General features: G+C 60.1%; 23 protein-coding genes. 19 read left to right on the forward strand and 4 right to left on the reverse strand.

Annotated elements, in window-relative coordinates:
• Window positions 1-264 precede the first annotated feature (264 nt).
• Both FMZ75_RS06765 and FMZ75_RS06770 read right to left on the reverse strand, forming a co-directional pair.
• Window positions 265-528, reverse strand: coding sequence for a hypothetical protein (locus FMZ75_RS06765; RefSeq protein WP_108916850.1), 264 nt, complete (start codon window positions 526-528; stop codon window positions 265-267).
• 81 nt (window positions 529-609) lie between these two features.
• Complete coding sequence (locus FMZ75_RS06770) at window positions 610-978, reverse strand: hypothetical protein (protein WP_108916849.1); 369 nt, start codon at window positions 976-978, stop codon at window positions 610-612.
• 289 nt (window positions 979-1267) lie between these two features.
• On the opposite strand from FMZ75_RS06770, the gene FMZ75_RS06775 reads away from it, so the two are divergent.
• The 10 genes from FMZ75_RS06775 (at window position 1268) to FMZ75_RS06820 (ending at window position 9860) form a co-directional block, all read left to right on the forward strand.
• Complete coding sequence (locus FMZ75_RS06775; protein WP_166141793.1) at window positions 1268-2506, forward strand: flagellar hook protein FlgE; 1239 nt, start codon at window positions 1268-1270, stop codon at window positions 2504-2506.
• Between the two features lie 24 nt (window positions 2507-2530).
• Window positions 2531-4018, forward strand: coding sequence for a flagellar hook-associated protein FlgK (gene flgK, locus FMZ75_RS06780; RefSeq protein ID WP_166141794.1), 1488 nt, complete (start codon window positions 2531-2533; stop codon window positions 4016-4018).
• A 15-nt stretch (window positions 4019-4033) separates the two neighbouring features.
• Window positions 4034-5083 (forward strand): flagellar hook-associated family protein, encoded by a 1050-nt coding sequence (locus FMZ75_RS06785; RefSeq protein ID WP_166141795.1) that lies wholly within the window; start codon window positions 4034-4036, stop codon window positions 5081-5083.
• A gap of 27 nt (window positions 5084-5110) precedes the next feature.
• Entirely contained in the window at window positions 5111-5458 is a 348-nt protein-coding gene (flaF, locus tag FMZ75_RS06790) for a flagellar biosynthesis regulator FlaF (RefSeq protein ID WP_108916846.1), read from the forward strand.
• A gap of 7 nt (window positions 5459-5465) precedes the next feature.
• Complete coding sequence (gene flbT / locus FMZ75_RS06795; protein ID WP_108916845.1) at window positions 5466-5876, forward strand: flagellar biosynthesis repressor FlbT; 411 nt, start codon at window positions 5466-5468, stop codon at window positions 5874-5876.
• A gap of 12 nt (window positions 5877-5888) precedes the next feature.
• Window positions 5889-6308, forward strand: coding sequence for a flagellar hook assembly protein FlgD (gene flgD, locus FMZ75_RS06800; protein WP_166141796.1), 420 nt, complete (start codon window positions 5889-5891; stop codon window positions 6306-6308).
• Window positions 6305-6571, forward strand: a complete 267-nt coding sequence (gene fliQ / locus FMZ75_RS06805; RefSeq protein ID WP_142862244.1) for a flagellar biosynthesis protein FliQ — start codon at window positions 6305-6307, stop codon at window positions 6569-6571. The genes flgD and fliQ overlap by 4 nt, the downstream gene beginning before the upstream one ends.
• A 54-nt stretch (window positions 6572-6625) precedes the next feature.
• Entirely contained in the window at window positions 6626-8710 is a 2085-nt protein-coding gene (flhA, locus tag FMZ75_RS06810) for a flagellar biosynthesis protein FlhA (protein WP_166141797.1), read from the forward strand.
• Window positions 8711-8712: 2 nt separating this feature from the next.
• Entirely contained in the window at window positions 8713-9462 is a 750-nt protein-coding gene (gene fliR / locus FMZ75_RS06815) for a flagellar biosynthetic protein FliR (RefSeq protein WP_166141798.1), read from the forward strand.
• A gap of 74 nt (window positions 9463-9536) precedes the next feature.
• Window positions 9537-9860, forward strand: a complete 324-nt coding sequence (locus FMZ75_RS06820) for a hypothetical protein (protein ID WP_246728819.1) — start codon at window positions 9537-9539, stop codon at window positions 9858-9860.
• A 6-nt stretch (window positions 9861-9866) separates the two neighbouring features.
• Here FMZ75_RS06820 and FMZ75_RS21520 read toward each other — a convergent pair whose 3' ends face one another.
• Complete coding sequence (locus FMZ75_RS21520; RefSeq protein WP_246728821.1) at window positions 9867-10136, reverse strand: hypothetical protein; 270 nt, start codon at window positions 10134-10136, stop codon at window positions 9867-9869.
• On the opposite strand from FMZ75_RS21520, the gene FMZ75_RS22120 reads away from it, so the two are divergent.
• From FMZ75_RS22120 to FMZ75_RS06835, 3 genes are read left to right on the forward strand one after another with little or no spacing between them, the layout of a single operon-like run.
• Window positions 10102-10368 carry a rod-binding protein gene (locus tag FMZ75_RS22120; RefSeq protein ID WP_370464684.1) on the forward strand — a complete coding sequence of 89 codons (267 nt, stop codon included), beginning with the start codon at window positions 10102-10104 and terminating at the stop codon, window positions 10366-10368. The two genes, FMZ75_RS21520 and FMZ75_RS22120, sit on opposite strands and share 35 nt — an antisense overlap.
• A 50-nt stretch (window positions 10369-10418) precedes the next feature.
• A complete protein-coding gene (locus FMZ75_RS06830) occupies window positions 10419-10832 on the forward strand; it encodes a hypothetical protein (RefSeq protein ID WP_166141800.1) in 414 nt (137 codons plus the stop codon).
• Window positions 10833-10848: 16 nt separating this feature from the next.
• The gene (locus FMZ75_RS06835; RefSeq protein WP_246728823.1) at window positions 10849-11313 is read left to right on the forward strand and encodes a flagellar basal body-associated protein FliL; all 465 of its coding nucleotides are present in this window, start codon (window positions 10849-10851) and stop codon (window positions 11311-11313) included.
• 74 nt (window positions 11314-11387) lie between these two features.
• Here FMZ75_RS06835 and FMZ75_RS06840 read toward each other — a convergent pair whose 3' ends face one another.
• Window positions 11388-12056 (reverse strand): response regulator transcription factor, encoded by a 669-nt coding sequence (locus tag FMZ75_RS06840; RefSeq protein WP_108916882.1) that lies wholly within the window; start codon window positions 12054-12056, stop codon window positions 11388-11390.
• 228 nt (window positions 12057-12284) lie between these two features.
• Here FMZ75_RS06840 and FMZ75_RS06845 point away from each other — a divergent pair, with 228 nt between their 5' ends.
• The 6 genes from FMZ75_RS06845 (at window position 12285) to FMZ75_RS06870 (ending at window position 17295) form a co-directional block, all read left to right on the forward strand.
• Entirely contained in the window at window positions 12285-12836 is a 552-nt protein-coding gene (locus FMZ75_RS06845; protein WP_166141801.1) for a MotE family protein, read from the forward strand.
• The gene (gene flgH, locus FMZ75_RS06850) at window positions 12833-13558 is read left to right on the forward strand and encodes a flagellar basal body L-ring protein FlgH (protein WP_108916835.1); all 726 of its coding nucleotides are present in this window, start codon (window positions 12833-12835) and stop codon (window positions 13556-13558) included. Before FMZ75_RS06845 ends, flgH begins: the two co-directional genes overlap by 4 nt.
• Window positions 13559-13573: 15 nt before the next feature.
• The gene (locus tag FMZ75_RS06855) at window positions 13574-14155 is read left to right on the forward strand and encodes a flagellar basal body-associated FliL family protein (protein WP_166141802.1); all 582 of its coding nucleotides are present in this window, start codon (window positions 13574-13576) and stop codon (window positions 14153-14155) included.
• On the forward strand, window positions 14152-14883 hold the full coding sequence (gene fliP / locus FMZ75_RS06860) for a flagellar type III secretion system pore protein FliP (RefSeq protein WP_108916833.1): 732 nt from the start codon (window positions 14152-14154) through the stop codon (window positions 14881-14883). The genes FMZ75_RS06855 and fliP overlap by 4 nt, the downstream gene beginning before the upstream one ends.
• 253 nt (window positions 14884-15136) lie before the next feature.
• On the forward strand, window positions 15137-16045 hold the full coding sequence (locus FMZ75_RS06865; protein ID WP_166141803.1) for a flagellin: 909 nt from the start codon (window positions 15137-15139) through the stop codon (window positions 16043-16045).
• A gap of 338 nt (window positions 16046-16383) precedes the next feature.
• Window positions 16384-17295 (forward strand): flagellin, encoded by a 912-nt coding sequence (locus tag FMZ75_RS06870; protein WP_166141804.1) that lies wholly within the window; start codon window positions 16384-16386, stop codon window positions 17293-17295.
• The last annotated feature ends 82 nt before the right edge of the window (window positions 17296-17377 follow it).

The raw sequence follows: 17377 nt of genomic DNA on the forward strand, positions 1-17377 counted from the left end.
GCAAAGAGCGGCGTCGCGCGGGTTCGACTGATCGTGTGGAGGGAGGCGCCCCGACGGGGACATGCCGGATCGCCGGCATATCGAGGCAGCGTCATGCTTTTGACCGACGCTCGAACGCGTTTGGCCAACCCGATATGCTTTCAGCCTAGCGATGGGCGGTTAAATCTTCATTAGCGAGCGAGGAACGCCCGCCGTAAGCGAGCGCTCCGCGATATGGGACACGCCGATGCGCCGAGCGCTCGGCGCATCGCCCAAAAAAACGGATCAGGCCACGCGATGCGCTGGGATATAAGGAGTGACGCGCGGAGACCCGCTCGAAACGTCGTTCTTGTGGCGGCTGTCGAGCGCGGCCACTGTCGCCTTGTGAAGGGAGGCCTCGTTCTGCGCGGGAGCGTTGGCGCCCTCATAGATGTTCGACAGCTCGCCGATGAACCGCTCCATAGCCTTCAACGCCTGATACTCGGGTATCTGAGTGAGCTGTTCGATCATCTGCTCACGGAGCTGCTTCAGTTCATTGATCGGATGCATATGGAGGTCTCCCAGGAACGGCGGGTCGTTAAGAAATTAGTAATCAAATCTGGTGTGAGGCTTACGCCTCCGCCCCGCTGATCATTGAACGGCATAGTATGGACCGCTCATTCGCAGGAGCAGTTTCTCATTGTGCGGCCACCGCCCTCTCATCCGGCAGCCGGCGTCGACGCCGCTCTGCCAAACCACATTCGCAGCGAGCAGCGCTCCCTGCTGATCATCGTAGAGAAGAATGGAGCGGGGGAGCGGGACGCGCTGCGCGAGGCGCAGCCTGATTCCTCCGCCGGTGCGGTTCTTATAGAGAAACTCTGTGAGGAAGCGCTCGCCGCCATCGAGAATTTTGCCCGATTGCAAATGCACCGGGCGCCGCGCTTCTCGTCGCCTTTCGACGAAGGAGGGCCGCTCTTCCACGACGACCGAGTAGGTGACGACGCCTTCGCGTGGAAGCATTCGAGACGTGACCCGCCGAAGCCATGCGCCGGCGCTTATCTCGTTCGCCTTCGCTCCATGTAGCAGTGGCTTGATCGCATCTCGTCTCTTCACCTCGAATGTCCCTCTGTCGGTTGCGCCGAACGAACCTGGAAATGCAGAACCCGCGCTGGCAGTCGCAAGATATGAGAACGAGATTATTTCAAGGTTAACCGTTTTCCTCGCATGGTCCATTCGTGCGCAGTCGACAGCTTCACGCAAGCTTTGAGACTTCTAATCCCGACGTCTCACGGATATGAAGGAACGGCAGATGACGGCGAGCGCGCTTTTCAACACGTCGGTTATGGGCATGTCGGCGCAGACCACGGCGCTCAGCGCGGTCGCGGAAAACATCGCGAATTCGGGAACCGTCGGCTATAAGGAAGCGACGACGCAGTTTCAGACGCTTCTGTCGAGCGTGCAGGGCGGCGCCGACATCGACGGCGGCGTCTCTGCGAGCAATGTCATCGAAATCACCAAAGCCGGCAGCACGCTCAACACGACATCGGCGACCGATCTCGCTATCTCAGGCGAGGGCTTTTTCGTCGTGAGCGATGCGAGCGGCAACACCTATTTGACGCGCGCAGGCTCCTTCCTTCCCGATACGCAAGGCCGGCTCTACAATACGGCCGGCTACTATCTCATGGGCTACAGCGCCTCGGCGGCATCCGCGCCATCCGATCCCGCGGGCTTGCAGGTGATCACGATCCCCTATGGGACGACGATCAGCACGCCATCCACCGAAGGAACGCTCAGCGCCAATCTTCCGCAGACCGCCGATGTAGTCGGCGCCGCCGATCTCCCTTCGGCGAACGCCTCGACCTCTACCTATTCAAAGAAGACATCCGCTACCGCCTATGACAATCTCGGCAATGCCGTCACGCTCGATGTCTACTTCTCCAAGACATCCGACAATGAATGGGAAATGTCGGTGTTCGACGCGTCGACAGCGACCGATGGCGGCTTCCCCTATTCGTCTGGTCCGCTCACCACGCAGTCTCTCACCTTCTCCTCGACGGACGGAAGCCTCACCGGCGGCTCCAGCGCCTCGATCGACGTTCCCAATGGCTCCACGCTCACACTCGATCTCAGCGCAATGACGCAGCGCGGCAGTTCCTTCTCTGTCGTCAATCCGACGATCAATGGCAACGCCGCTTCGCAGGTCACCAGCGTCAACATCTCGAAGGACGGCACGCTGAGCTATGTGCTCGGCAATGACCAGTCGGTGGCTGCGAGCAAAATCCCTCTCGCCAGGGTCGCCAGCCCCACCAATTTGCAAGCGCAATCCGGCAATATATTCGCCGTCACCAAGGACTCGGGGGTGGCCTATCTCGGCGATGCGAATTCCGGAAGCATGGGATCGATCGCGTCATCCACGCTCGAGGGCTCGACTGTCGATCTCGCGACCCAATTGTCGAACATGATCGTCGCGCAACGCTCCTTCACGGCGAACAGTCAAGTGTTTCAGGTCGCGTCGGAAGTGATGCAAGTGCTCAACAATCTGAAGTAAGCGACGCAATGATGGGCGGTCTCCATGTCACTCACTAATGCCGGAGCGATCGCCAACCAGTCGCTCGGAACGATCGCAGCTCAAATAAGTGTCGTCTCGCGCAACATAGCCGGAGTGAATGTCTCCGGCTATGCGACCAAGACGGCTCTCGTTTCGACCACCTCCAATGGCGCGGCTCAGGTCGGCGGCGTAGCGCGCGCCACCAATGCCGCGCTGTTCCAGAACTCCCTTCAAGCCTCCGCTACCGAAGCGGCCGCGGCGGTGCTGTCATCCGGGCTCGACCAGATCGATCAGGCTCTGGGACTATCGTCCGGGACGGCGACCGATACCTCCACAAATCGCTCGCCCGCAGCGCTGCTGTCCGCGCTGAAAGGCGCGCTGCAGAGCTACAGTGCGTCGCCATCCGATACGACTGTCGCGCAAAATGTGCTTTCGAGCGCCAAGGCGGTAGCGCAGGCGCTCAACACCGCCGATATGACCGTGCAGCAATTGCGCGCGCAATCCGACAGCGACATTGCGGCGTCGGTCGCGAATATCAATTCGATTCTCTCGCAGTTCCAGCAGGTGAATTCGGAGGTCGTCGCCGGAACGAACGCCGGGCGCGATGTGACGTCGGCGCTCGACCAGCGAGACGCTCTGCTCAAATCGCTGTCGACCGAAATCGGCGTGACGACGGTCACGCGAGCTAATAATGATATGGTGATCTACGCCGATGGCGGCGCCACGCTCTTCGAAACGAGCCCGCGCTCCGTCACATTCCAGGCGAACGGCTCCTATACGGCGTCGACGACAGGAAACGCGGTCTATGTCGACGGCGTCCCTGTAACAGGCGCCTCCGCCGCGATGGCGATCCAATCGGGAAAATTGCAGGGGCTCACTCAGCTTCGTGATGTGGTCGCTCCTCAATATCAGAATCAGCTCGACGAGACCGCGCGCGGGCTGATCGCCGCCTTTGCTGAAACCGACCAATCCGGACTGGGCTCGCCGGCTCCCGGCTTGTTCACTTATTCCGGGGCCACGTCCGTGCCCGGCGCGAGCGTCGTTCCCGGTCTCGCCGGTCAGATCATCGTCAATCCGAATGCGGATCCGAGCCAGGGCGGCGATCTCGACCGACTACGCGACGGAGGCATTTCGGATCCGACAAATTCCGCCTATATCTACACGACGACCGGCGCGGCAGGATACACCGATCGAATCAACGAGCTCGTCGCATCCTTTTCGACGGCTCAGGGCTTCGATCCTGCCGCGGGCCTCGGCTCCAGTCTATCACTGATGGATTATGCGACGTCATCGCTCGGCTGGTTCGAGGCGCAACGCCAGCAGGCCAGCGAGACCGAATCCTATCAGTCGACGCTGTTGTCGCAGACGACCGACGCCCTTTCCAACGCGACTGGCGTCAATCTCGACGACCAAATGTCGAAAATGCTCGATCTCGAAAATTCCTATCAGGCGTCGGCGAAGCTCATCTCTGCGATCGACGCCATGTATACCGCGCTCTTCCAAGCGCTCTGACGAACGGACGGACAAATGGTCTCGATCACATCGACCCAAACGCTCACCAATGCGCTGAGGCGGTCCGTTCTCGACGTTCAGACGCAATTGTCGAAAGCTCAGGCCGAAGTCTCGACCGGACGCATCGCGGACCTTGGTCTTGGTCTCGGCGCTGCGATTCAACGGGACTATGCCTATGGATTTCGCTCCGATGATCTCGCGGCGCTCACAGCCAGCAATAATGTCGTCTCGACGCGCCTCAGCGCGACTGATACGGCGTTGAGTTCCATCGCGAGCACCGCGCAGAATTTTCTCGAGACGTTGATCAGCGCGCAATCCGCCGCCGGAAGCGATCCCGGCGCCATACGCGGCTATGCCGAGACAGGCTTGAAGTCGCTGATCTCCACGCTCGACACCAGCGTCGACGGGGTGCAGATTTTCGGAGGCGTCAACACTGATGTGGCGCCGCTTTCAGATTACTTCTCCGATCCGCCATCGACGGCGAAACAGGCCGTCGATCAGGCGTTTTTCGGCGCCTTCGGAGTTGCCCAGGGAGACGCCGGCGCCGCCTCTATCACTGATCAGCAGATCCAGACATTCCTGTCCGGGCCATTCGCGGATCTATTCTCGTCGACGTCCTGGAGCAGCGATTGGTCCAGCGCGACGGATGAGACCACGAAGAACAGGATATCTCTATCGCAGACTTCCGAAACATCCGTGTCGGCGAATGAAGCAGCGCTGCGAAAGATCGCGCAGGCCTATACGATGGTCGCCGATCTCGGCGTCGAAACGATGAGCAGTTCGGCCTATCGGCAGATTCTCGAAACGGCGTCAGTGGCAATGTCCGACGCTATTTCGGAACTGACGACATTGCGCGCAAAAGTCGGCGTGATGCAAAAAGGCGTATCAGACGCGAATGAATCGCTGTCGGCGCAACGCGATATGATCGCGACGCAGATCGGCTCGCTCGAAAACGTCGATCCGTTCGAGGCTTCGACGCGGGTGAACAATCTCACCACTCAGCTCGAGACCTCGTATACGCTGACGGGAAAGATTCAACAGCTGACTCTGTCGAAATATATCTGAGCGCACGAATGACCCGAAGAGAATCGCATGTATCGTAATGTCTACGCTCAGACGGTAGAAGAATCTCCCGCCGCTGCGCGGCATCGCGAACGCGCGTTGCTCGAACGCGCGATCCGGCTACTCGCCGTCGCCAAGGTCAAAGGCGTGAGAAGCAGCGAGTCATTCGAGGCGACGGCGAACATGCGGCGAATTTGGACGGTGTTCATCGAAGACCTCGGCAGCGATGGGAATGCGCTTCCGGAAGCGCTTCGCGCCTCGCTCATTTCTATCGGCCTCTGGATTTTGCGCGAGCTCGAAGCGATCGACTGCGGTAGGTCGGACAATTTCGACGGGGTCATCGAAATCAATCAGATGATCGCCGATGGGCTGAGCTGAGGGCGGCATGAACATTTCGTTACGGCGGGGCGAAAAGCTCTATCTAAATGGCGCGGTCATTCGCGCCGATCGGAAAGTCTGCATCGAGCTTCTCAATGACGTGACGTTTCTGCTCGAAAATCACGTGATGCAGGCAAAGGACGCTACATCGCCGCTACGACAGCTCTATTTCGTGGTGCAGCTGATGCTCATGTCGCCGAATGACGCCGCGGCGGCGATCGACATGTGCCGCGGTATGCTCGCTTCGCTCAACACCGCCTTTCCCGATCCGCGAATCCTCAACGGTCTGGCGCTCGTCGCCAAATATGTCGACGACAAGCGCATGTTCGACGCGTTGAAGACAATCCGCACGCTGTTCCCACTCGAATCGGAGATTTTGAATCCGAGCTCGACGCAGGACAGCGGCAAAGCAGCCTGAGGAGGCGATACCGTGACTGTGTCTTCGACGACAGCCATCACCAATGCGACCGCGACGTCCAGTTCGACAACGACATCCTCCACCAGCAGCTCGACGCAGACGTTGGGCTATGATCAGTTTCTGACGCTTCTCATCACCGAGATGAAGTATCAGGACCCGACCGAGCCGATGGATGCGACTGAAACGGTTTCCCAGCTCGCATCGTTTTCGTCGGTGGAGCAGGCAGTCAAAACAAATACGACGCTCACTTCGATCCTGAACTCCAATTTGCTCACCCAGGCGAGCTCGTTGATCGGCAAGACAGTCTCGTCCACCGACGGATCGACGTCCGGCGTCGTCGCTTCGGTCTCGACATCGAGTTCCGGAGCAACCGCGACGCTCACTGACGGGTCGACCATTTCCCTCGACGCCGGCGTCACGGTGCGCGAATGAACGAGGCCGACGCCCTCGAAATCATGCAGCGCGCGATCTTCACCGTGCTCGTCGTTTCGAGTCCGATCGTGGGCGCGGCCATGGCGGTCGGCATCGTTATCGCGCTCCTCCAGGCTCTCACTCAGGTCCAGGAAATGACCTTGACCTTCGTGCCGAAGATCATTGTGATCTTTGTCGCTCTGGGGCTATCGGCGCCATTTGTCGGCGCTCAGATTCAGGCATTCACCGAGTACGCGTATTCTCGCATCGAGAAGGGATTCTGAGCGCGACCGCTCCCGCGACGTCGCGGGACGCGAGGCGCTGCAGGGGACAATTCTATGACGGACGTCGCATTGGTTGGAGCCGCACCGGAGGGACGTGCGAAGGACGTCGGATTCGCTCTGGCGATCATCTTCATCCTATGCATTTTCTTTCTGCCGATTCCGCCGTTTCTCATCGATATGGGTCTCGCATTCTCCATTGCGCTCGCAGTGCTGATTTTGATGGTCTCTCTCTGGATCCAGAAACCTCTCGAATTCTCCGCGTTCCCGACAATTCTTCTCGTCGCGACGATATTGCGGCTGTCGCTCAACATCGCGACGACGCGCCTCATCCTCGGGCATGGCGCCGAGGGAACGGCGGCGGCCGGCTATATCATCGCCGGATTCTCCAAGCTCGTGATGAGCGGAGACTTCGTCATCGGTTTGACGGTGTTCGCGATCATCGTCACAGTCAATTTTCTCGTCATCACCAAGGGCGCGACGCGAATCGCCGAAGTCGGCGCGCGTTTCACCCTCGACTCGATTCCCGGCAAGCAGATGGCGATCGACGCGGACCTCAACGCCGGTTTGATCGACGAGAAGCAAGCGCAGCTGCGGCGACGGGAGCTCGAAGAGGAGAGCTCCTTCTTCGGCTCGATGGACGGCGCATCGAAATTCGTTCGCGGCGACGCCATTGCTGGTCTCGTCATTCTCGCTGTCAATATTTTCGGCGGCATTGTCATCGGCGTCACGCGCCATGGAATGCCGCTGTCGAGCGCCGCTGACGTATTCACCAAGCTGTCGGTCGGCGAGGGTCTGGTGTCACAGATCCCAGCGCTCATCGTTTCCTTGGCGGCGGGTCTTCTCGTGTCGAAAGGCGGCACGCGCGGATCGACCGAGCAGAATATCGTTCGGCAGCTCGGCAATTATCCCAAAGCGCTATATGTCGCGTCGTCCTTGCTGTTCGTGCTGGCCTTGATGCCGGGGTTGCCGCTCACGCCTTTCATGATGCTCGGAGGCGCTATGGCCTTCGTCGCCTATTCGATGCCGAAGCAGGCGGCCAAGCTGCGCGCCACCGAAGAAGCGAAAAAGGCCGAAGACGACAAGCGGACTCAGGCGGAAGCCAAGGACTCGATCCGTGAATACTTGAAGACGCCGGGCGTCGAGCTGTGCCTCGGCAAGCAGCTCTCCGCCCGTCTCTTGATGTCACAGGACGAGCTCGCGCATCGTGTCGGCAAGATGCGTCGAAATTTCGCTCGCCAATATGGCTTCGTGATACCCGAGATCAAGCTTACCGACGATCTCGCATTGAAGCAGAAGAGCTATCAGATCAAGATTCACGGTACGGTCGTCACGACGCAGGAACTGCAGCTCGGTCAACATCTCATCATCGTAGGGCAGGGACGTCAGCCCGATCTGCCGGGCGACGAGACGGTGGATCCCGCCTTCGGTCTCAAATCCTTTTGGATTCCGGACGCGCTGGTGGCGGAGGCGAGGCGTGAAGGTTTCGAGCCCGTCGATCCGATCTCGGTGCTGCTCACGCATCTCTCCGAAGTGCTGCGCAATAATCTCTCGCAGCTGCTGTCGTATCGCGACGCACGTATGTTGCTCGATCGCCTCGAGCCGGAGTACCGCAAGCTGATCGATGAAATGGTTCCAAATCTCATCTCCAATTCAGGCCTCCATTCGGTGCTCAAGCTGCTGCTCGCCGAGCGCGTGTCAATTCGCAATCTCGATCTCATTCTCGAGGCGGTCGGCGAAGTCGCGCCCTATGCGCGTCGTGCAGAGCCGATCGTCGAGCATGTCCGGACGCGCCTCGCGCCGCAGATTTGCGGAGAGATAGCGGTGAACGGTTCGTTGAGCGTTCTGCGACTCGGCGCTCGGTGGGATTTATTTTTCCACGAGAGTCTCCGTCGCGACGCAAAGGGAGAAATCGTCGAATTCAACGCCGAGCCATCGCTCATCGAGCAATTTGGTCAGGAGGCTGCCACAGCGATTCGTGAACGGATCGAGCGCGGGGACATTTTTGCCGTGGTGACGACGCCGGAGGCGCGTCCTTATGTGAAGATGATCATCGGTCGCCTGTTCGCTGCGCTTCCGGTTCTTTCGCATCTCGAAATCGCTCGCGGCGTGGAGATCAAATCGCTCGGGACAATTGCGTGACGATGAGCCTCACGGACGTCGTCACGACGCTGTTCGTGCTGTTTTGCAGGATAGGCGCCTGCATCATGACCATACCCGGATTTTCCAGCCAGCGGATTCCCGTGCGTGCGCGGCTCTATACTGCGATCGCCGTGACGCTCGCGCTGGCTCCGGCGCTTTCGGAGGCCGTGGCGCCCGTCGTGGTCGAAGCGACGCCGGCGGGCGTGCTGTTCGTGCTGCTCGGTGAGCTCTTCATCGGCGCGCTGATCGGCTCGATGGCGCGCCTTTTCTTCTTTGCGCTGGAGACAATGACCACAGCGGCGGCGATGACGACGGGCCTCGGCAACATATTGGGAGCTTCGATGGAGGAGGCGGAGCAGCTTCCGGCGATGAGCTCGTTCATTATGCTCGGAGCCACGACTCTCGTCTTCGTGCTCGACCAGCATTGGGAAATGATCCGCGGGCTATTCGCATCTTATACAGCGATACCAGTCAGGGATGGAATAGCGACGGATGGAATGTTGCGGGAGTATATGAAGGCTCTGTCGCAGGCGTTCCTTCTCGCGCTGCGGATCAGCAGCCCGTTTCTGCTGTTTGGATTTATCGTGAATCTCGCTTTCGGCTTTCTCAATCGAATGTCTCCATCGGTGCCGGTGTATTTCGTTTCGACGCCTCTGCTGATCGCGCTCGGCATTTATTGGTTTTATGTGATGGCGGACGATTTCTTCACGGCATTCACGTCGGCGTTCGGCGCTTGGCTCTTGTCGGGATAAGGGCGATGAATTGGAAAAATCAACGACGAATTCTCGCGGTGCATGAGCAGTTGCATCGCATAGAGGTCGGGAGATTGTCGCGGCTTGAACGCAAGGCGCGGGAACTGAAGGCTGAGGAAGCGCGTATTGTCGAATGTCTCGACGGCAATCGAAACTTGATCGCGCTTTTTCCGGAAGTCGTTCTGCAACGCTTGAAGGCCAACATCCGTCAGCAACAGGATCTGCGCAATGAGGTCGATCGGCAGACTGAGGTCACGTTGGAACAGGCCAAGCGCGTGAAGCAGGCGGAGCGGCTCGTCGCGGATGCACAGATGGAGCGAGATCGTATCATGGAACTCGAGGAGCTTCATGAGGTCATCGAACATTACGCGACGCAGCGCGACTTCAGCGCGCCGTAAGTCTTCTCATATATGAGATCCGACGTCGAAGGATTGGAGATCCATGTCGATCTTTCCCGCTACCGACCTCGTGACCGAAGTCGCCAAGGCTGCAGAGCCCGCGCGTCGCAATGCGGCCGTGGCGCGCCTCAGCGAGATTTCCAACGCGACGCCGAATTCGGTCGACGGTTTCGCGACGCTCGTTGCAGATCGTCGTGATGCGTCTTCGACGGCGACGCCGACAATCACTGCAAGGCCGGTCATGATCGATGCCGCCGCGACGGCGTCGCGCGACATTCGTTCAGCCGACGCGACACAGAAATTCGAGGCCTTCATAATTCAATCCTCGCTCGAGGCGATTCTTCCGAAGTCGGAAGGAGGATTTTTTGGTCGCGGAACGGCGGGCGACGTCTGGCGATCCATGATCGCGGAACAAATCGGCGATCAGATCGCGAAGGCGGGCGGACTCGGTCTACGCAAGCTGCTCGATCACGATTTAGCGTTGCGGGCGGAAAGAACGAAAACTTAGTGAGTGCGTCGACGACTAGGGTCGGGACGCGATTCGAATGGATCAAGGAAATGGCTGGGCATCGGCATAGCGAAGAAAAAGTGAGTGGAGCGGGTTTTCGGAACGACCACGCTCAGGAGGCGAGGCGCGCGGCCTTCATCAGCTGCGTGGATCGGTTGACGCGCGTCATCGAGCGCGAGAGCGACGCGCTGCGATCGCGCGGCAACGTGGACTTCGAGGACTTCAATGCGCGCAAGACTCACGCGCTTTTGGAATTCTCGCGTGCGTCGCGCGCCTATTCGGCGCCGCGTTCCTCGGCGATCGAAGCGAAGATCGAAAGCCTGCGCTCCACGCTCGTCGAGAATGGGAAGCTGCTGGAACGCCGCCTGCGCGCTATGAGAGAGATCGCGGGCATAATGATCTGCACGATCGAAATGTCGGAGTCCGACGGAACCTATTCCACAAGGTCGTCGGCGGAACGTTGAAATTGGAGCCCCGTCGATGATGCGTATGGTGTTGATCGGAATTTGGGCCTGTGTGGTTACGCTGGCTTCGACCTTCGGCGCGTCCTACTGGAAATCCCATCACAGCGCGCCGGCGGAGCCCGCGGCGCATATCGAAAAGCTCGAAGTCAAAAAGGTCAAGCCGATCACGGTTCCGATTATTTCGGACGGAATGCTGAAAGGCTATATTTCCGCCGAATTCGCTTATGTCGTGGAAGCCTCGAACACGTCGCACGGCAGTGGAGGCGGCGCAGTCGATGCGGACAGCTATGTAATGGATGAAGCGTTTCGCCGCCTCTATGCCGATAATAGCCTCGATTTTCGACGAATCGAAAAATACGATCTCAATTCGTTGACCAGGGAACTCACCAAGAGCATCAATCAGCGCCTCGGCGCGGAACTCGTTCGCGAGACACTGGTCAAAAGCTTCGCCTTTGTCCCGAAGGACGATATCCCACACTAGAACTAAACGAAAGAAGGCTCGGCCGGCGAAACGCCGGCCGAGCCTTCAGTTGTGACGACTTTCGAAAAGACGCTTCAACCGACGAGCATATAGCCGAGGAAGCGTTGAGAATCGATCGGATCATATCCGAGGCGGGCGCGCAGCTTCTTACGCAGCTTGCTCACATGGCTTTCGACGACATTCTCTTCGACGACATCGTCGAAGAGCCCGTAGACGGCGTTGAAGATCTGCGACTTGGTCAGACGGCGTCCGCGATTCATCACGAAATATTCGAGAATTCTGCGTTCACGGCGCGGCAGGTTGAAAGCCTCGCCGCGCACCAGCGGATCTCGGCCGTCGAAGAACACCTGCATCGGCCCCACGACCGCATGATCGCGACGGGTTTCTGCGCGGCGCCGAATGGCGTAGACGCGCGCGAGAATCTCTTTCACATGAATCGGCTTGCGCACGACATCGTCGACGCCGGCCGTGAACAGTCCCAGCGTCTGCTCGAGCGACGGCGCCTCGTTCATCGCGATCACGGGAGCTTGGGAGCGTTTGCGAATGAGCTTCGGCAGCTCTTCGCGCTCCGGGCATTCTCCGATCAAAAAGGCTTCGACGGCGAGCATGTCCGTCTCGACGGCGGAGTCGACCCAATCGATGAATTGCCCGGAACAGAACCCCGCCGAGGAGATTCCCTCCTGGCCGAAGTGGCGCGCATACCCACTCGTCACCAGTTCACGCTCATCGACGATTATGAACATTGCCGTCCCCTTGACATGCGTCTCGCCCTGGCAATCTGCGCGAATCACTATAGCGACTACTTAGCCGCATCGATTCCGCGGCGTCAACGAAATAGTAACCAAATAAAGCGATGCTTCTTTTACGAGCGCGAGTCGGCGCCGCGCTCGTCGATCTGGCGCGGTGCAAGCCACACGCAAGGTGGATCGGGCAGCCTGTGCTCCGTCAAAGATCGACGTCGAGCCAAGCCAATGTCAAATTTGCGAAAGGCGCTTCCGCTCGTCGTGGCGACAGCGTTCGTTTCCTGCGCCTTCGCCATCGGGGCGGAGCAGAAAAAGGCGGAGCCGAGCGCCAAAGAGGAGGCGCCGCGCGTGCGCGAAGCGCGCGTCGCGCCGCCGCCGTCCGATGCGCGTCAATATTGCGCCGACGTCGCAGCCGCTGCGGGCGCGGCTCGCAATGCGCGGCAGGAGAAGGAGCTGCTCGACATAGAGCAGCGAATCGCCAAGCGGACCGCCGATCTCGAAGCCAAACGCGCCGAGCTGCAGGAGGTTCTGGATCGCTATGACACGCTGCTCAAGCAGACCGATGAGCGGCTGGTGTCTATATATGGACGTATGCGGCCGGAAGCCGCCGCGGCGCAATTCGCCAATATGGAAGAAGACATGGCGGCGGCGATGCTGATGCGGCTGCAACCCAAGCAGTCCAGCGCGATTCTCAACGAGATGGAGGCGTCGCGCGCGGTCCTGCTGACCAAAAAGGTGGCCTCATTGTCGAGTCTCGTCGGCGGCGGAAAGAAGCAATGAAGAGACTGGGTATGGCGATCGGTTCGGTTCTTGCGCTCGCCGGATGCGCCACCGACCCGCGCGACATAGGGCGTGAGCCGCATATGAGTCCCGTCGGCAGCGGTCTGTCGTCCTATGACGATCAGCTGCCGACGGGCGCAACGCGGCCGCCGGCGCTCGGGCCGCAAATGCGCCTCGACGACAACCGAGTCAATCTCTATCGCGATGTTCGGGCGATGGCGGTCGGCGACGTCGTGACTGTCAATATTTCGATGGACGACAAGGCCGTGCTCGGCAATTCGACGGATCGCTCGCGCGACGCCAAGGTCAAGACGACGTGGTCGTTTCTGTTCGACTTCCTCGCTGGCGCGTCTTCGACGCCGCCCGAACGAAAATGGACGGGTTCGGTCAATAATGATCTGCAGTCGAGCAGCTCGACTCAAGGGCAGGGGTCGATCAATCGGTCGGAGCAGATTCGCTTGTCGGTCGCCGCGGTCGTCACTGCGGTTCTGCCCAATGGCAATCTCATGCTGCGCGGATCGCAGGAGATTCGTGTCAACTACGAGCTGCGCGTGCTGACGATCGCCGGCATTGCGCGACCGCGCGACATCGGCAAGGACAATACGATCTCTTACGACAAAATCGCCGAGGCGCGCGTCTCCTATGGCGGACGCGGCAGATTGTCGGAGGTCCAGCAGCCCGCATGGGGCCAGCAGGCCTATGACATATTCGCGCCGTTCTGAGACAGGGAGGGGAATTTGGCCGCGCCGCCTGCCTCCACCACCGCCGCCAATTCACAATCGTCCTCCTCTGGGCAGCTGGCGCTCGCGCTCATCGTGGCGACGGCGCTGGGCGCCGGCGGAGGCGGCTTTCTCGGCTTTACGCTGACGGGCGATCCGGCGGCGACCGCCAAATCGCCGGCGGTGGAGCCGCAGCATGAGTCCTCGGCGCCGAAAAAGAGCGCCGAGCCGGCGGATAAGGGACATGGCGGCGGACATGGCGCCGTGGCGCAGAGCGATGGCGGGAAAGATGGGGCGGGGCAGGCGAAGATGAAGCTCAAGGAGCTGGCGCCGATCGTCACCAATCTGGCTTCGCCGGAAACCGGCTGGGTGCGGCTGCAGGCGTCCATCGTCTATGATTCCCAAGCCGTGCCGCAGCCCGACATATTGATCTCGCAGGTGACCGCGGACATTGTCGCTTTTTTGCGGACGATGACGCTTGCCTCGCTCGAGGGCTCCGACGGCCTGCGGCGGCTGCATGAAGATCTGACAGATCGGGCGGCGATCCGTTCCGAGGGACATATTCAGGAGGTCATTATTCAAGCGCTGGTCGTTCAATGAAGCGCGCGGCTGCGATTCTCATTCTTCTGCTCGCGCCGACGGCCGTCTTTGCGCAGGGGCTCGATCTCAACGCTCTGCTGCCTTCCGGAGGGGGCTCGGCGAGCGGGAGGATCGTGCAACTCCTCGTGATATTGACGGTGCTCTCCATTGCGCCCGGTCTGCTCATAATGGTGACGAGCTTCACTCGTTTCGCCATTGCGCTGTCGTTTCTGCGCAGCGGACTGGGGTTGCAGAGCACGCCGGCCAATCTCGTTCTCATCAGCCTCGCCTTGTTCATGACCTTCTACGTCATGGCGCCGACCTTCGACGCGGCCTGGAAGGACGGACTGAAGCCATTGATGGACAATAAGATCACCGAGGTCGAGGCGTTCGAGAAGATTTCGCAGCCGTTCCGACGCTTCATGATCGCCAATGTCCGCGACAAGGACATTAAGCTGTTCGAGAATCTCACCAAGGACAAAGCGCCCACCGCCGACTATGACAAGCTCGGACTTCAAGTGCTCGCCCCGGCCTTCATGATTTCGGAGCTGCGCCGCGGCTTCGAGATCGGGTTTCTCATCGTCCTGCCATTTCTCGTCATCGATATGATCGTCGCCGTCATCACAATGTCGATGGGCATGATGATGCTGCCGCCGACGGCCATTTCGCTTCCCATAAAAGTGCTGTTCTTCATTTTGATCGACGGGTGGAATCTGCTCGTCGGCAGCCTTATTCGATCCTATTCATAGGCGTGCGCGCTGCGCCCGGCTCCGCCGGCACAACTCTCTGTTAGGCCTTCATTAATCGCATTTTCTGCGAATTGTGGCGGTCCTTCGCCCTGCGTGTAATATCCGATTGTCCGGCGCGGCCTTGCGAGACCGCAGACGCGCCGTGGACAGAGTTCTTCGGATAGGGCGAGGGCGCCCAAGGCATGATGCCGCTTCCGTCGAGCCGGTGAATTTCCGGGATGTCGCGTTCACCTCATCCAAGGATCGACGAGTCATGACCAGCATTCTGACCAACTCCTCCGCCATTACCGCTCTGCAGTCGCTGCGCTCGGTTCAATCGTCCCTCGCTTCGACTCAGAAGGAGATTTCGACCGGCCTGAAGGTTTCCTCGGCCACGGACAACGCCTCCACCTGGTCGATCGCCCAGACCATGAAATCGGACCAGGGCGTTCTCTCCACCATCAGCGACTCGCTGTCGGTCAGCTCCTCGGTGCTGAATGTCGCCACCGCGGCGGTCACCAACGCCATTTCGGTGATCAACAACATCAAATCCGCGGTCGCGCAGGCCGCGCAGCCGGGCGCCGACACGGCCAAGATCGGCACCAGCCTCTCCGGCCTCAGCGACCAGCTCAAGAGCATCGTCACCTCGGCGAATTTCAACGGCTTGAACCTGCTCGATGGTTCGCGGGCCGACTTCAAATCCATCGCGTCTTATAGCGACGGATCCGGCACTGCGGCTTCGTCCCTGAACACGATCAATCTCACCGCGACTGCGTTGATCGGCGGCGGCGGCGCCACTCCGGCGGTCGCGGCCGGCGGGGGAATTCTCGAGGCCGCTCAGGTCGGCGCCGGCGGAGTGACGAATTTCACGAACCTCTCTTCCGCCGACGTCGCCTCGAGCACGGCGATCACCGACACTCTGTCCAACGCGGACAAGGTGATCGCCGATCTCACGAAATACGCGTCACAGATCGGCGCCACGCAGAGCAGCGTGAATGGTCAGGCCGCCTTCATCAAGACGCTGAACGAGGGTCTGACGGCCGGCGTCAGCTCGCTGGTCGACGCCGACATGAACGAAGCCTCGACCCGCCTGCAGGCGTTGCAGACACAGCAGCAGCTCGGCGTGCAGTCGCTGTCGATCGCCAATCAGAACAGCCAGATCATCCTGCGCCTGTTCCAGTAATCCGTTGCTCTCCTACCTCTTCTCAATTCACGGAAGCCGCGCCCTTCGGGGCGCGGCTTTTTTGTCGTTTGCACAACGCGAAGGCTCTGGTCGTTTAGATTTTTATTAAGGTTATCTAGTTAGGTTAACCACCGTGCAGGCTGTGCTGTAGCCGTCGAGACCGTGCTGGTTTCGACGGGTCGTCGAGTGGATCGGCTCCCGCGATGCGCCGGCGCTCCGCCGATGACTGCTTCGGATAGGGCTTATGAGCCCAAAGGCATGATGCCGTTTCCGTCGAGCCGGTGAAATTCCGGGATGCCATTCGTCACTAGTTTCACCCCAAAAGGGATCGATGAGTCATGTCCAGCATTCTCACTAACTCCTCGGCCATAACGGCCCTTCAATCGCTTCGCTCGACGCAGCAGGCGCTCGCGAACACGCAGAAGGAAGTCTCGACGGGTCTCAAGATTTCGAGCGCCAGCGACAACGCCTCCACCTGGTCGATCGCCGAGACGATGAAGTCCGATCAGGGCGTGCTGTCGACGATCGGCGATTCGATGGCGGTGAGCTCGTCCCTTCTCAACATTGCTCAGACCGCCGTCACCAATGCGATCTCGGTGCTCAACAACATCAAATCGGCGGTGGCGCAGGCGGCTCAGCCGGGCGCCGACACGGCCAAGATCGGCACCAGCCTCACCGGCCTCAGCAATCAGCTCCGCAGCATCGTCGCCTCGGCGAGCTTCAACGGGCTCAACATTCTCGACGGCTCGCAAAGCTCCTTCGCCTTCATCGCCTCCTACACCGATGGCGGCGGCGCGACGGCCTCGGCGCTCAACACGATCAATCTCACCGCGACCGCGCTGATCGGCGGCGGCGGCGCCTCGCCGACCGTCCCGGCCGGCTCGGGCATTCTCGAAGCCGCTCAGGGCGTAGGAGCCACGGCGGCGACCGATTTAACCAATTTGACGGCGACCGATGTCGGCTCGACTTCGGTCATTACCGACACTCTGACCAACGCCGACAAGGCGATCTCCGATCTCACCAAATACGCCGCCCAGATCGGCGCGACGCAGACGACTGTCACTGGTCAGGCAGCCTTCGTGAAGACGCTGAACGAAGCGCTCACCAATGGCGTCAGCTCGCTGGTCGACGCCGATATGAACGAGGCCTCGACGCGCCTGCAGGCGCTGCAGACGCAGCAGCAGCTCGGCGTGCAGTCCCTGTCGATCGCGAACCAGAACAGCCAGATCATCCTCAAGCTCTTCCAGTGAGCGCTGACCGGCATTCGAGCGAGGGCCTCGCCGGGGCGACGAGGCCCTCGCTCTTTTGAATTGAGACGCTCGGCAAAGTTCG

It is taken from the genome of Methylosinus sp. RM1 (genome assembly GCF_011378635.1).
GTDB lineage: Bacteria > Pseudomonadota > Alphaproteobacteria > Rhizobiales > Beijerinckiaceae > Methylosinus > Methylosinus sporium.

Coding starts and splice junctions, on each gene's coding strand:
- FMZ75_RS06785 (WP_166141795.1), top strand. CDS start 4,034: ATGGTCTCGATCACATCGACCCAAACGCTCACCAATGCGCTGAGGCGG.
- fliP (WP_108916833.1), top strand. CDS start 14,152: ATGAAGCGCGCGGCTGCGATTCTCATTCTTCTGCTCGCGCCGACGGCC.
- FMZ75_RS06845 (WP_166141801.1), top strand. CDS start 12,285: ATGTCAAATTTGCGAAAGGCGCTTCCGCTCGTCGTGGCGACAGCGTTC.
- FMZ75_RS21520 (WP_246728821.1), bottom strand. CDS start 10,136: ATGTCGCGCGACGCCGTCGCGGCGGCATCGATCATGACCGGCCTTGCA.
- FMZ75_RS06770 (WP_108916849.1), bottom strand. CDS start 978: ATGCTTCCACGCGAAGGCGTCGTCACCTACTCGGTCGTCGTGGAAGAG.
- flaF (WP_108916846.1), top strand. CDS start 5,111: ATGTATCGTAATGTCTACGCTCAGACGGTAGAAGAATCTCCCGCCGCT.
- FMZ75_RS06835 (WP_246728823.1), top strand. CDS start 10,849: ATGATGCGTATGGTGTTGATCGGAATTTGGGCCTGTGTGGTTACGCTG.
- FMZ75_RS06865 (WP_166141803.1), top strand. CDS start 15,137: ATGACCAGCATTCTGACCAACTCCTCCGCCATTACCGCTCTGCAGTCG.
- flgK (WP_166141794.1), top strand. CDS start 2,531: ATGTCACTCACTAATGCCGGAGCGATCGCCAACCAGTCGCTCGGAACG.
- flgH (WP_108916835.1), top strand. CDS start 12,833: ATGAAGAGACTGGGTATGGCGATCGGTTCGGTTCTTGCGCTCGCCGGA.
- FMZ75_RS06775 (WP_166141793.1), top strand. CDS start 1,268: ATGACGGCGAGCGCGCTTTTCAACACGTCGGTTATGGGCATGTCGGCG.
- flhA (WP_166141797.1), top strand. CDS start 6,626: ATGACGGACGTCGCATTGGTTGGAGCCGCACCGGAGGGACGTGCGAAG.
- FMZ75_RS06840 (WP_108916882.1), bottom strand. CDS start 12,056: ATGTTCATAATCGTCGATGAGCGTGAACTGGTGACGAGTGGGTATGCG.
- FMZ75_RS06765 (WP_108916850.1), bottom strand. CDS start 528: ATGCATCCGATCAATGAACTGAAGCAGCTCCGTGAGCAGATGATCGAA.
- flbT (WP_108916845.1), top strand. CDS start 5,466: ATGAACATTTCGTTACGGCGGGGCGAAAAGCTCTATCTAAATGGCGCG.
- FMZ75_RS06830 (WP_166141800.1), top strand. CDS start 10,419: ATGGCTGGGCATCGGCATAGCGAAGAAAAAGTGAGTGGAGCGGGTTTT.
- fliQ (WP_142862244.1), top strand. CDS start 6,305: ATGAACGAGGCCGACGCCCTCGAAATCATGCAGCGCGCGATCTTCACC.
- FMZ75_RS06870 (WP_166141804.1), top strand. CDS start 16,384: ATGTCCAGCATTCTCACTAACTCCTCGGCCATAACGGCCCTTCAATCG.
- FMZ75_RS22120 (WP_370464684.1), top strand. CDS start 10,102: ATGATCGATGCCGCCGCGACGGCGTCGCGCGACATTCGTTCAGCCGAC.
- fliR (WP_166141798.1), top strand. CDS start 8,713: ATGAGCCTCACGGACGTCGTCACGACGCTGTTCGTGCTGTTTTGCAGG.